The sequence below is a fragment of the Duganella radicis genome (genome assembly GCF_009720825.1).
GTDB lineage: Bacteria > Pseudomonadota > Gammaproteobacteria > Burkholderiales > Burkholderiaceae_D > Rugamonas > Rugamonas radicis.
The window spans coordinates 84,212-96,146 of record NZ_WNKY01000022.1; the positions used below are offsets into that span (position 1 = coordinate 84,212).

General features: G+C 62.4%; 13 protein-coding genes and 1 pseudogene. 6 read left to right on the forward strand and 8 right to left on the reverse strand.

All coding sequences use genetic code 11. The features are described from left to right. Positions 1-19: 19 nt before the first annotated feature. Together GM676_RS19230 and GM676_RS19235 are read right to left on the reverse strand one after the other, a co-directional pair. A complete protein-coding gene (locus tag GM676_RS19230; protein WP_155465482.1) occupies positions 20-1,477 on the reverse strand; it encodes a sodium:solute symporter in 1,458 nt (485 codons plus the stop codon). A gap of 45 nt (positions 1,478-1,522) precedes the next feature. Then, on the reverse strand, positions 1,523-2,734 hold the full coding sequence (locus GM676_RS19235) for an MFS transporter (protein ID WP_371866296.1): 1,212 nt from the start codon (positions 2,732-2,734) through the stop codon (positions 1,523-1,525). A 223-nt stretch (positions 2,735-2,957) separates the two neighbouring features. Here GM676_RS19235 and GM676_RS19240 point away from each other — a divergent pair, with 223 nt between their 5' ends. From GM676_RS19240 to GM676_RS19250, 3 genes are read left to right on the forward strand one after another with little or no spacing between them, the layout of a single operon-like run. Further along, positions 2,958-3,182 (forward strand): DUF3820 family protein, encoded by a 225-nt coding sequence (locus GM676_RS19240; RefSeq protein ID WP_155465484.1) that lies wholly within the window; start codon positions 2,958-2,960, stop codon positions 3,180-3,182. A 58-nt stretch (positions 3,183-3,240) separates the two neighbouring features. Next, positions 3,241-4,269, forward strand: coding sequence for a M4 family metallopeptidase (locus GM676_RS19245; RefSeq protein WP_155465486.1), 1,029 nt, complete (start codon positions 3,241-3,243; stop codon positions 4,267-4,269). Positions 4,270-4,279: 10 nt separating this feature from the next. Next, positions 4,280-4,585: a protealysin inhibitor emfourin gene (locus GM676_RS19250; RefSeq protein WP_155465488.1), complete on the forward strand. Its 306-nt coding sequence runs from the start codon at positions 4,280-4,282 to the stop codon at positions 4,583-4,585. On the opposite strand, the gene GM676_RS19255 is transcribed toward GM676_RS19250, so the two are convergent. The 6 genes from GM676_RS19255 to GM676_RS19280 all read right to left on the reverse strand — a co-directional run bounded on the left by GM676_RS19255 (position 4,582) and on the right by GM676_RS19280 (position 10,113). Then, a complete protein-coding gene (locus GM676_RS19255; protein WP_155465490.1) occupies positions 4,582-4,971 on the reverse strand; it encodes a PPC domain-containing DNA-binding protein in 390 nt (129 codons plus the stop codon). The two genes, GM676_RS19250 and GM676_RS19255, sit on opposite strands and share 4 nt — an antisense overlap. A gap of 2 nt (positions 4,972-4,973) precedes the next feature. Next, a complete protein-coding gene (locus GM676_RS19260) occupies positions 4,974-5,339 on the reverse strand; it encodes a glutaredoxin (RefSeq protein WP_155465492.1) in 366 nt (121 codons plus the stop codon). A 7-nt stretch (positions 5,340-5,346) separates the two neighbouring features. Beyond that, positions 5,347-5,919: a BPSL1445 family SYLF domain-containing lipoprotein gene (locus GM676_RS19265; RefSeq protein ID WP_155465494.1), complete on the reverse strand. Its 573-nt coding sequence runs from the start codon at positions 5,917-5,919 to the stop codon at positions 5,347-5,349. Positions 5,920-5,990: 71 nt separating this feature from the next. After that, on the reverse strand, positions 5,991-8,147 hold the full coding sequence (locus tag GM676_RS19270) for a putative bifunctional diguanylate cyclase/phosphodiesterase (protein ID WP_155465496.1): 2,157 nt from the start codon (positions 8,145-8,147) through the stop codon (positions 5,991-5,993). Beyond that, positions 8,140-9,123 (reverse strand): EAL and HDOD domain-containing protein, encoded by a 984-nt coding sequence (locus GM676_RS19275; protein ID WP_155465498.1) that lies wholly within the window; start codon positions 9,121-9,123, stop codon positions 8,140-8,142. The genes GM676_RS19270 and GM676_RS19275 overlap by 8 nt, the downstream gene beginning before the upstream one ends. 60 nt (positions 9,124-9,183) lie before the next feature. Further along, positions 9,184-10,113 carry a LysR family transcriptional regulator gene (locus GM676_RS19280; RefSeq protein ID WP_155465500.1) on the reverse strand — a complete coding sequence of 310 codons (930 nt, stop codon included), beginning with the start codon at positions 10,111-10,113 and terminating at the stop codon, positions 9,184-9,186. A gap of 110 nt (positions 10,114-10,223) precedes the next feature. On the opposite strand from GM676_RS19280, the gene GM676_RS19285 reads away from it, so the two are divergent. The 3 genes and pseudogenes from GM676_RS19285 to GM676_RS19295 all read left to right on the forward strand — a co-directional run. Continuing rightward, positions 10,224-10,925 (forward strand): pirin family protein, encoded by a 702-nt coding sequence (locus tag GM676_RS19285; RefSeq protein ID WP_155465502.1) that lies wholly within the window; start codon positions 10,224-10,226, stop codon positions 10,923-10,925. Between the two features lie 99 nt (positions 10,926-11,024). After that, entirely contained in the window at positions 11,025-11,678 is a 654-nt protein-coding gene (ribA, locus tag GM676_RS19290) for a GTP cyclohydrolase II (RefSeq protein WP_155465504.1), read from the forward strand. A 15-nt stretch (positions 11,679-11,693) separates the two neighbouring features. Beyond that, positions 11,694-11,935: pseudogene (locus tag GM676_RS19295) on the forward strand (chemotaxis protein CheA); the annotation flags it as partial.

Here is an 11,935-nt window from a genome sequence, read left to right on the forward strand (position 1 = left end):
CAACACTCCAGTGGTTGCGTTATTTGCAAGGATAATACTGCTTTTTCGAGATCAACAGTAGGCCGGCAAAAACCAGCAGGCCATTCAAGAGTAGCAGCTCCAGCCCGATGCGGTAGCTGCCAAACAGAATTTCCTGATTGCAATCAATGACATAGCAGATGACCGGCCCCGCCAACGCCACCAGCGGCACCCAGCGGTCGCGCGGCACGCGCCGCGTCAGAATGCCGAAGGCGAACAGGCCTAGCAGCGGGCCGTAGGTGTAACCGGTCAGTTTGAGCACCAGCCCGACCATGCTGGCGTTATCCACCCATTTGAACACCAGCACCAGCGCCAGGAAAATCGCGCAGAAGGCCAGGTGCACGCGGTGGCGCAAGCGTATCCGGGCCTGCTCAGTCATGTCGGTGCGGCGCTGCACGCCGAGGATGTCGATGCTGAACGAGGACGTCAGCGCGGTCATGGCGCCGTCGGCGCTGGGGAACAGCGCTGAGATCAGGCCGATGAAGAAAATCAGTTGCAGTACAGCGGGCATGTGCGCCATCACTACAGTCGGGAAAATCTTGTCGCCGGTGGCCGATACACCAGCAATGGGCGCGTACAGGTACAGCAACCCGCCAAGGACCATGAACAGTACCAGTACAGCTGTCAGTACAGCGGTGAGCAGCAGCATATTCTTTTGCGAATCACGCAGGGTGGCGACCGAGATGTTTTTCTGCATGGTCTCCTGATCCATGCCAGTCATGGCCAGCACAATGAAGAAACCGGCCAGCACCTGCTTCCAGAAATAAGCCGGGCTGTCGACCGAGCTGGTGACCACGCGCGTCAGGCCATGCGCCTGCATTTGGGCGATGCTCTCCAGCGGCCCGAGATCCATCTCATGCAGCAGCCAGCCGGCGCAGATCAGCAATCCCAGCACCATGCCGGTGGTTTGCAACATATCGGTCCAGACGATGGTTTTCACGCCGCCCTCATAGGTGTACAGCAGGATCATGGCGAGGATGACCGTGGTGGTCAGCCAGAACGGCACGCCCATGCTATCGAGGATGGTGAGCTGCAAAATATTCACCACCAGATAAAGCCGCGCCGAGGCGCTCAACGTGCGCGAGATAATGAAGAACGCCGCGCCGCTCTGGCAGGAACGCGGGCCGAGGCGCTGCTCCAGATAGGTGTAGATGGAAGTGACCTTGAGACGGTAATACAGCGGCAGCAGAAGGTAAGCCACCGCGATGTAGCCCAGCACATAGCCGAGTATCACTTGCAGATAACCGAAACCATCGCGGCCGACGGCGCCGGGCACGCTGATGAACGTGACGCCGCTGAGCGTCGTGCCCACCATCCCGAACGCGACCAGCATCCAGTTACTGCGCTTGTTACCGATGAAGAAGCTGTCGTTGTCAGCGTTGCGGGAGGTGCGCCACGCCACCAGGAGCAGCAAGACGAAATAGGCGGAGACGAGGCAAAACAGGGAGACTGCGGACATGAGATATTGGCGGCGAATGATCAAATCGCCGCCAATATACCTCAATCAATGGGCCACGGCGTGGATCGACTTGCCGCCGCCAACGCTGGCCGGACGTGGATTCAAGCGATCCAGGCGACCACTCAGCGCAGTCAACCCGAAGGCGACCAGCACCACCAGCGCACCGATCCAGCCGGTATGCACCAGTCCCAGATGCTCGACGATCAAACCGCCGCCCCAGGCGCCACCGGCAATACCGAGATTAAACGCCGCAATATTCAGCCCGGAAGCCACATCCACCGCGCGCGGCGTAAAGTGTTCCGCCTGCTGCACGACATACACCTGCAAGCCGGCCACGTTACCAAAGGCCACCGCGCCCCACAGCAGTACAGTTGCCAGCACCAGCCATTTATATGGCGCGGTAAACGTCAGCACAAACAGTACAGTTGCCAGGCCAAGGAAAATAATCTTCAGCGCGCCGACAGGGCCACGGCGATCAGCCAACTTCCCGCCCCAGATATTCCCCACCGCGACCGATACACCGTAGACCAGCATCACCAGACCGACGGCGTTCACGCTAAAGCCAGTAATATCGGTCAGGATGGGCGCAAGAAAAGTGAAGGCGGTGAAGGAGCCACCGTAACCGATCGCCGTCATGGCGTAGACCAGCAACAGGCGCGGTTCCGCCAGCACCTTCACCTGCTGCATCAGCGACGCCGGCTTATTGTGCTGAATAGACGACGGCACAAAAATGGCGCTGCCGAGAATCGCGATCGCACCCAGCGCCGACACCGCCAGGAAAGTCTCGCGCCAGCCGAAGTGCTGGCCGATAAAAGTCCCAAGCGGCACGCCGGTCACCAGCGCCACCGTCAGACCGGTGAACATCATCGCGATCGCGCTAGCCGCCTTCTCCTTCGGCACCAACGAGGTGGCGATGGTCGAACCAATCGAGAAAAACACGCCATGCGCAAGACCGGTAAGAATGCGGGCGATCACCAGCGACTCATAGCTGGGCGCCTTCCAGGCCAGCAGATTCCCGAGTGTAAACAACAGCATCAACCCCACCAGCAGCGCCTTGCGCGGCACCTTGCCGGTCAGCGCCGTCAACACCGGCGCACCGACGGCCACGCCCATGGCGTACAAACTGACCAGCAAGCCAGCCGACGGCAAATTCACGCCCAAATCGGCGGCGATAGTCGGCAACAGGCCGACGATAACAAACTCGGTAGTCCCGATAGCAAACGCGCTGATAGTCAGCGCAAGCAGTGCAATAGGCACGGCGTCACTCCTGAAAAGTTAATGCCATGCAATATCGGGATGTCCTCCGATGAGAAAAAGCCGTCAAAACCCAAAACACCTTTGCACCCCACGCAACGATCAACGTCAGGGTCAGCTCTGTCATTCGGACACGCGCAAACAATATTTGAGAAATATCAAAATGTTTTTTAAATGTCCGAATGACAGAGCTGACCCTAAATTGCTTAATCGCTAGAATTACGGGATGAACTCTGAAAAACTCGCCCTGCTCCTCACCCGTGAAATGCCTTATGGGAAGTACAAGGGGCGCAAGATTGCCGATCTGCCGGGGCATTATCTTGGCTGGTTTGCGCGCGAGGGCTTTCCGGCGGGTGAGCTGGGCGCTCTGCTCGCTCTCATGTACGAAATCGATCACAATAACTTGCGCAGCCTCCTCGATCCCCTACGGCAAGCACATCGGCAACAGTGACATCCCGGCAATGAAAATGCGTGTATAAATACGTTATTGCATTGTTTAGGGGAACGTCATGGCTGCTCATCCACAGGGCTGTACCTGCTTCATCATTCCGTCGAAAATGCTGCGCAAGCTGGCGGATGAGACCGACAACGTCAAGGAACGCCATTGCCTGCTCGATCAGGTGGAGTTGTCCGCCCATCTGCGCGGTCAGCGCTCGGTGGCGCCAGTGGTGATGGGCCTGGTCGCGGCGACCGGCGAAAAGCGCCGCACGGTGTACGATGCCCAGCATAAGTCCTCCCTGCCCGGCAAGCTGGTGCGCAGCGAGGATGGCAAACCGTCCACCGACCAGGCCGTCAATCAGGCTTTCGACGGCGCCGGCGCCACTTACGATTTCTACCGCGAGGTGCTCAAGCGTAATTCCATCGACGGCAAGGGCTTGCGCCTGGACTCCACCGTGCACTATCAGGTCAAGTTCAACAACGCCTTCTGGAATGGCCAGCAGATGGTGTATGGCGATGGCGACGGCGATTTGTTCCTGGGCTTTACCGGCGCTATCGATGTGATCGCGCATGAGCTCACGCACGGCGTCACGCAGTATGCCGTGCCCGGCGGACTGGTGTACGCGGACCAGAGCGGCGCGCTCAACGAATCGATTTCCGACGTGTTTGGCAGCGTGGTCAAGCAGTGGACGCTCAAGCAGAATGTCGAGCAGGCCGATTGGCTGATCGGCGCCGGCATCATGGCGCCCAAGGTCGGCAAAGCGCTGCGCTCGATGGCCGATCCCGGCAACAAGGAGCTCACCTGGTCGGGCGACGATCAACCGAAAACCATGGCAGGATATGTGGAAGGCGGCGATGTCCACACCAATTCCGGCATCCCCAACCACGCCTTCTACGCCGCCGCCATCGCGCTCAAGGGCAACTCGTGGGACAAGGCCGCGCCGATCTGGTACAAGGCCTTGTCGCTGTTGACGCCCAACGCCACCTTTGCCGACATGGCCACGGCCACCTCGGAATCGGCGGCGCTGTTGTATGGCGCCGACTCGGCCGAGCAGCATGCGGTGCAGGCGGCGTGGAAAGTGGTCGGGGTGTCAGCATAAAGGAAATGCCATGCGCTTGACTCTGAAATGCACAGGCGGCTTTACCGGACCGGCCGGCGCGCAAACGCGCACGGTCGATCTGGCCCAATTGCCGCAACAGCAAGCCAGCGAACTGGCGCAGTTGCTGCACGCCAGCGACTTCTTCGCCCTGCATCCCAAGCTGGTGAAGGAGGCGCCCAAGTCCTGGGACTTTCAATACGATCTGCAAGTGGAAGACGGCGGCCAGACTCACTGCGTCCGCTATCATCTGGACGAAGCGCCGCCGTCGCTCAGGCAATTGACCGAAAAAATCAACGACGAAGTCGCGCCGGACTAGCCTATCTTCAGCTCCGGATAGCCCGTCCGCAAATCATGCTCGCGCGTGAAGCGCTGGCCGGGCAGCAGCACCAGCAACAACTCGGCCGTGGTGCGCACGATGCAGCCCGCGCCCACATGCCCGCCCCACACCCGGCCATCCGCGTCGGACACGGACATGTGCAGGTGCGCGCCATCCGACGACAGCGAACCGGCCAGCGTCAATATCTCCAGATCCCCGCGTAGCTCGGCGCAGGCCGGCTGACCGGCATAACGCAGCTGCGCCACGCGCAAGCTGCCGATACCCTGCAACACAAAGCCCGCCTCATGGCCGCTGGCCAGCAAGGCCGCCACCACCGACGCCCGCAGGTCGTCGCCGGGATGCAAGCGCAGCGGCAAAGGCAGCATGGTCAGCCCAGCATGCGCGTGAACTCGCCGCTGGCGATCAGCTTTTGCAGATCATTCGCCCCGCCGATCAGCGTGCCGTTCACAAAAATCATCGGGAAGGTCGACCAGCCGCTCCACAGCTTGAGCGCCAGGCGCGGCCGCCATTGCGAGAAGTAGTTGCCATAGCTGAGATAGTGATATGGCGTGCCTTGCGCGTCCAGCAGCTTGCGCGCCTTGGCGGGGAATGGATTCAAGCCCATGCCGACCACCACCACCTTGTGGGCGGCGATGGCGGCCTCGACCTCGGCCACCAGCGATGGATGGTTGTTTTCAATCTGCGCCAGGGCGGCGGGATGGATGCGGGCTTGGTCCAGGATGAGACGAGTCATTATTGCCTTATAAATTGAGTTTGGTGATCTTGGTGCCTTCGAGATTGAGGTTGGCCATCAACCCGGCATTGGTCAAGACGAATGCCTGCACCGGATTATTGGCTGTGGCGGTATCTATTTCACCATTGGCGCCCACTTTGATCAGCGCCACCGAGCCATCCACGCCGGCGGTCCAGCCGTTGCCATTGCGGAATTTGTCCAGCGCCTCGCGGCTCATGAACAACAGCACCACCGCCTTGGACTGGGCGCCAGCCTGGAAGCCGACCGACAGCGAAGCCACGCTGTAGTAATCGGCCACCGCGCCGCCGGTGCGCAGCACGCCTTTGCCGTATTCACCGCCGACCACCAGCCCGGCCGCCACCACATTCGGGAACACCAGCACGCCGTTGGCCTTGCGCACCAGCTCGCGCGAGCCCTTGACTTCCTTGTACAGGCGCTCCAGCGTGGTGTAGGCGCCCTGCTCGATCTCGGTCTTGACGGCGGCGCTGCTCGGCTTGGCCGCGCCGGTGGTGGTGGTGCATCCGCTCAACGCCAGGCCGGCACATGCCAGGGCCACGGCTGCAAAAGTACGTTTAAGCATGGAATTCTCCCTGTAAGATGGATGGAAACAGCGCCTAACATACCACGCTATCCGCCGATGCCCCGCACTGCTCAGCGGCTGCCGAAGGCCAGGCGCTTGCCCTCGCGCAGCATGGCGGCGAACTCCGCCGCCGGCACCGGTTGACTGAACAGATAGCCCTGCAACTGATCGCAGCCCAGCTCGCGCAGGAAGGCCATTTGCTCGGCCGTCTCCACGCCCTCCGCCACGATTTCCTGGCGCAGTTGCTGCGCCATGGTGACGATGGCGCGCGCAATCGCGCAATCGTTTTCTTCGTACGGCAGACCGATCACGAAGGAACGGTCGATCTTCAAGGTACTGATCGGGAATTTTTTCAGGTAGGCCAGGCTGGAGTAGCCGGTGCCGAAGTCGTCCAGCGCCAGCGCCATGCCCATCGCCACCAGCTGGTTCATGATGGCGATCACCTTGTCGGTGCCGCGCACCAGCAGGCTTTCGGTGATTTCCAGGTTGATCTGGTCCGGCTGCACGCGGTGTTTTTCCAGCACGGCCGCAATCCGCTTGGGCAGCTCGTTGTCGAACTGGCGCGCCGACAGGTTGACCGCGATCGGCGGCATGATCAGGTTGGCGTCGCGCCACTCGCGCACTTGCCGGCATGCCTCTTCCAGCACCCAGGTGCCGAGTTCGAGGATCAACCCGGTCTCCTCCGCCACCGGGATGAACACGCCCGGCGACACCAGCCCGCGCACCGGATGGCGCCAGCGCAGCAGCGCCTCGGCGCCGACGATGCGGCCACTGCGCAGGCTGACTTTGGGCTGGTAGTACAGTTGCAGTTCGTTTTTCAGCAGGGCCTGCCGCAGTTCGCTCTCGATGCGCAAATGCTCCTTGGCGCGCTGGTTCATCTCTTCGCTGTAGAACAGGAAGTTGGACTCGATGCTTTGCGCCGCCTTGGCCACCGCCACGTCGGCGCAGCGGATCAGGGTCGGCACGTCGAGCCCGTCCTCGCTGTACGAGGTGATGCCGATGTGCGCGCCCACCTGCAAGCTGTGCGAGGCGATCGCGATCGGCGCGGCCAGCGTTTCCAGCAGCTTCTTGGCGACGATGCCGGCATGCTCGCGCTTTTCCACGTGCAGCAGCGCGATGGCGAAGCGGTGGCCGTCCAGCCGCGCCAGCACGTCGCCTTCGCGCAGCGAGCCGCGGAACATGCGGCCGATCTCGCACAGCAGCTCGTTGCCGATCTCGTGGCCCAGCGTGTCGCTGATGGCGCCCACGCGGGTGATCTCGATCACCAACAGCGCGCCGTGCTCGCCGGAGCGCTTGGTCTCGGTCAGCGCCTGCCCCACCAGCTGCGACAGCAGGCACAGATTGGGCAGGCCGGTCAGCGGGTCGTAGTTGGCCATGCGCTGCATGCGCGCCTCGGCATCCTTGTGCACGCTGATATCGGAAAACAGCGAGAACGTGTGGCTGATCTTGCCGCTGTGGTCGCGCACCGCGCTGATGGTCACCGATTGCGGAAACAGTTCGCCATTCTTGCGCTTGCCGACGATCTCGCCGCGCCACGGCCCGCCGCCCTGCATGGCCTCGCGCACCCTGGCGCGGAAGTCGGCGTCGTGCACGCCCGAGCGCAGCAGGTCCGGTGTCTTGCCGATCGATTCGGCCGGCGTGTAGCCGGTGATGCGGGTGAAGGAGGAATTGATGGAGACGATGCGTTCATGCGCATCGGTGATCAGCACGCCCTGCTCGCTGTCCTCGATGATGCGCGCGTGCAGGTCGACCTTGTCCAAGTCCGACAAGGCCTGGTTGGCCTGCGACAGCCGCACCAGCATGCCGGCCGGCTCGCCCTCCTCGTGGCGCAGTTCGATGTCGAGATGCACCCAGATGATCTCGCCGTTCTTCTTGCGGCGCCGCACCTCGGTGCGGGCGGCCGCCTCGCCGGGATTGTGCTCGAAGAACAGCTCGGCGATATTGCCGTCGTCATCGTCTTCGGCGTACAGGAACAGCACGTGCTGCCCGGTCACCTCGGCCGCCGTGTAGCCAAACATCAGCTCGGCGCCGGCGCTCCACGCGGTCACGTAGCCGGTCAGGTCCAGTTCGAGGGTGGCGTCCAGCGCCGGCATGTCGGCCGGCTGCAGGGCCGTTTGCGCTCGCTTGAGTGCCGCTTCCAGCGCGGTCAATGTCTGTGCCAGCGCGTCGCCTTGTTCACTCCGGGCTTGGCGGCTCAGGGCAAGACAACGCTCGATGGCATCACGCATGGGGGCTTCCTGCTTTGCCGGCCGCCACGCTTTGCATCCACAGATGGGCGTCGACGGCGATGCGGTTGTAGGTATCGGTGTCGATTTGCAGCCCCGCCAGGCAGCTGGCCAGGCATTCGTATTCCTCGCGCTCGGCCGATTCGACCACGCACAGCAAATGGCCCAGCTCGCCCTCGTGCGACAGCAAGGCCTGCTGCACGGATTCGCTGATGGTCAACGGTTTCAGCACCTCTTCCAGCGGCATGCCGAACAGCACGCCCAGCAACGAGAACATGCCGACCATGAAAGCCTGCTCCTGGTGATGCTTGTCCTCGCCGCTGGCCTTGGACAGCAGTTCCATCGAACGGGCCCGCACCGCCACCCGCGACAGCAGCATGGCCGAGCGCTGGTCGCCCTCGCGCGACGAGAACAGCATCAGATTCAGCCAGCGCCGCAGTTGCGAGCGGCCAAGGATCAGGATCGCCTGCGAAAAACTGGTGACGCGGCGGCCGGTGCCCATGCCCAGCGAATTCACCAGCCGCAGCAAGTGATACGACAGGGTTGGGTCCTGGCGCAGCAGCGCTTCGATTTCGTGGGTATCGGCATCGGCCGACACCAGTTGCACCAGTTGCAGCGCCAGCGCGCGCGAGGCGGCCTGGGTGCCGACCGGCTTGGCCGGCGGAGCCAGGAACCAGTCGCCCTCGATCCACTGCACCGCCGGCGGCAAATCCTTGGGCAAGGCGTCATCGGCGCGGGCGATCTTGTCCGCGGTCAGCGCGCTCAGGCCGGCCTGGCCCAACGCCTGGTTCAAGTCCTGGCTGGCGCCGGGACGGTAGTAGCACGCCATGCCGCCGGCCGCCAGCTCCTCCAGCAGTTTCAGCGGCAACCCGGCGGCGCCAGCCGGCACGCACGATGCGTCGAACAGCAATGCTGCCGGACTGCCGTTGCGGTCGGCCAGAGGTTGCAAAAACAAAGGCGTGGCAGTCGATACAGTCATGAAGAAGTTCCAGCTGGGGACAAACGATTATCCTGCTATGGTACTCCGAAACTATTGGCGTTAGTCAATATTATGATGCGGAAGATGGGTGAGCAAACGATCGAACAGGCCCGGCTGGCGCATACGGTTCAGCCACCAGTTTAACGCCGCGCCATTTTCGCCGCTGCGCCAGGCCAGATAGAAGGTTTCGGCCGGCTTGGGCTCCTCCACCTGCTTCTCGACCAGCAGACCGGCGGCAATGGCGGCACGCGCACACGGTTCGGGCAGGAAACCGAATCCCATGCCGGCCAGCTGATACTGGAATTTGGTCTTCATGTCGGGCACGGTCAGCGTGTCTTGGCCGAGCAACAATCCCACCGTGCGCGGCGCCATCTGGCGCGCGGAATCGGCCACGCTGATGGCGCGGTGGTGTTGCAAATGCGTCCGCCCCAGTTTGTCCTGAACACCGGCCAGCGGATGCGATGGCGCCACCGCGAACACGAAGTTGACCTTGCCGAGCGGCTCGGAGATGTAGCCGCCGCCAGCCGGACCGTCACCGGCGGCGCCCACCAGCAGGTCGGCGCGGCGGTCCAGCAAGGCTTCCCAGGTGCCCGACAGGGCTTCCTGCATGATGCGCAGGCGGGTTTGCCTGGCCACCTCGTAAAAGGCCGGCACGTCGTCGTGGAACAGGCAGGGCGAGAACATGGAATCCATGGCCACCGTCAGTTCGGTCTCCCAGCCGGAGGCCACGCGGCGCACCCGGTGCTCCAGATCCTGCGCCGCCTTCAGCAGGTAGCGCCCCTCCTTCAGCAGCTCGGCCCCGGCGGCGGTCAGCTCCACCCGCGGGCCGTTGCGTTCGAACACCTGCACGCCCAGATCGTCCTCCAGTTTGCTGACGGTGTAGGAAATCGTCGACGGCACGCGGTGCAATTCCTTGCCGGCGGCGGAAAACGAGCCGCGCCGGTCGATGGCGTCCACGATTTGCAGGGCTTCCAGGCTTAATCTGAGCATTCGATATTTTCGATAGTAGAGGGGTAAATTTTCCGTTTTTTTATCCCGGAACGGACGTCTACAATGTGTCCATCGCTTTCAAAATTATCGCACATTCAAAGGAGCCCACCATGTTACAAGTACGTCATTCCGATTCCCGCGGCAAAGCCAACCACGGCTGGCTGGATTCCAAACATAGCTTCTCGTTCGGCCATTACCACGATCCCGAGCACGTCGGCTTCGGCCCGCTGCTGGTGATCAATGAAGACAAGGTCATGGGCGGCCAGGGCTTCGGCACCCACGGTCACCGCGACATGGAGATTATCTCCTACGTGCTGAGCGGCGCGCTGGAGCACAAGGACAGCATGGGCACCGGCTCGGTGCTGCACTACGGCGATGTCCAGCGCATGAGCGCCGGCACCGGCGTGCGCCACAGCGAATTCAACGGCGACCGCACGGAGCAGGTGCATTTCCTGCAAATCTGGATTCAGCCCAACCAGCTCGGCATTCCTCCCAGCTATGAAGAGAAAAACTTCACGCCGGAGAGCAAAAAAGGCAAGCTGGCCCTGATCGCCTCGAACGATGGCCGCGACGGTTCGGTGCTGATCCACCAGAATGCGGAGATTTACGCCTCCATCATGGCCGAGGGCGATAGCCTGAAACATGCGCTGCAACCGGGCCGCATCTCGTACGTGCACCTGATCCGCGGCGCGGTGACGGTCAACGGCGTGCACCTGAAAGCCGGCGATGCGCTCAAGATCACCGACGAAGCGCTGGTGACGCTGGAACAGGCGGAAGACGCGGAATTGCTGGTATTTGACCTGCCGAAATAAGTTTCCGCCAATTTTGGTATCATGAAGGGCGCGCCGGGTCTGTTGGAACAGCCCGGCGCGCCTTTTTTACTTTACATGAATAGATTAAAGAGCAAAACCATGTCGCAGAGCGCAGAAATCCCTTCCCCGGACGAACTGAATTACGTCACCTCCTGCGCCCTGCCAACCCCATGGGCGCAGTTCACCCTGCACGCTTTCGTTGAAAAGACCACCGGCAAGGAGCATCTGGCCATGGTGCTGGGCGATATCGGCAATGGCGCGCCGGTGCTGGCGCGCGTGCATTCGGAATGCCTGACCGGCGACGTGCTGTTCTCGCAGCGTTGCGACTGCGGCGCCCAGCTGGAAGGCGCGCTCAAGAAGATCGCCGACGAAGGCCGCGGCGTGCTGCTGTACCTGCGCCAGGAAGGCCGCGGCATCGGCCTGGTCAACAAGATCCGCGCCTATCGCCTGCAAGAGGCCGGCGCCGACACGGTGCAGGCCAATGAGCAGCTGGGCTTCAAGGCCGACCAGCGCACCTACGGGCTGGTGAAACCGATGCTGGAACAATTCGGCGTGACAAGCTTACGCCTCATGACCAATAATCCGCGTAAGATCGATGCCATGACCAAATTGGGTGTTGAGGTTGCCGAGCGCGTGCCGCTGCTGGTCAACCGCAATGCATTCAATCAGTATTATCTGGATACCAAGGCCGCCAAGCTGGGCCACATGATGACGCCGCTGACACCGGCGCCAGTGGAGGATGGCGCGCTGTAACGTTTTAAGGACTGCATGAAAGTCACCAAGCTCGCCAGCATACTTGCATTCACCTGGGCCTGCGCCGGAGCGGCCGCTACCGCCTCCGCCGCCGATCCCGTCACGCAACCATCGGCGCCTGGCGCCGGCCCCGCCGCTGCCCACGGCATCAAGGCGCCACGCACTCCGGCTCCTACGGCGGCCGAGATCGCCGCCGCGCGCGGCGTCAAGCCCCCAGCGACGCCGGCCGCCGCCACAGCAGCCACGGCAGCGCCGGC

Excerpts from the sequence above, each read along its gene's own strand:
- GM676_RS19230 (WP_155465482.1), bottom strand. The coding sequence starts at position 1,477 with ATGTCCGCAGTCTCCCTGTTTTGCCTCGTCTCCGCCTATTTCGTCTTG.
- GM676_RS19240 (WP_155465484.1), top strand. The coding sequence starts at position 2,958 with ATGAACTCTGAAAAACTCGCCCTGCTCCTCACCCGTGAAATGCCTTAT.
- GM676_RS19245 (WP_155465486.1), top strand. The coding sequence starts at position 3,241 with ATGGCTGCTCATCCACAGGGCTGTACCTGCTTCATCATTCCGTCGAAA.
- GM676_RS19250 (WP_155465488.1), top strand. The coding sequence starts at position 4,280 with ATGCGCTTGACTCTGAAATGCACAGGCGGCTTTACCGGACCGGCCGGC.
- GM676_RS19255 (WP_155465490.1), bottom strand. The coding sequence starts at position 4,971 with ATGCTGCCTTTGCCGCTGCGCTTGCATCCCGGCGACGACCTGCGGGCG.
- GM676_RS19260 (WP_155465492.1), bottom strand. The coding sequence starts at position 5,339 with ATGACTCGTCTCATCCTGGACCAAGCCCGCATCCATCCCGCCGCCCTG.
- GM676_RS19265 (WP_155465494.1), bottom strand. The coding sequence starts at position 5,919 with ATGCTTAAACGTACTTTTGCAGCCGTGGCCCTGGCATGTGCCGGCCTG.
- GM676_RS19270 (WP_155465496.1), bottom strand. The coding sequence starts at position 8,147 with ATGCGTGATGCCATCGAGCGTTGTCTTGCCCTGAGCCGCCAAGCCCGG.
- GM676_RS19275 (WP_155465498.1), bottom strand. The coding sequence starts at position 9,123 with ATGACTGTATCGACTGCCACGCCTTTGTTTTTGCAACCTCTGGCCGAC.
- GM676_RS19280 (WP_155465500.1), bottom strand. The coding sequence starts at position 10,113 with ATGCTCAGATTAAGCCTGGAAGCCCTGCAAATCGTGGACGCCATCGAC.
- GM676_RS19285 (WP_155465502.1), top strand. The coding sequence starts at position 10,224 with ATGTTACAAGTACGTCATTCCGATTCCCGCGGCAAAGCCAACCACGGC.
- ribA (WP_155465504.1), top strand. The coding sequence starts at position 11,025 with ATGTCGCAGAGCGCAGAAATCCCTTCCCCGGACGAACTGAATTACGTC.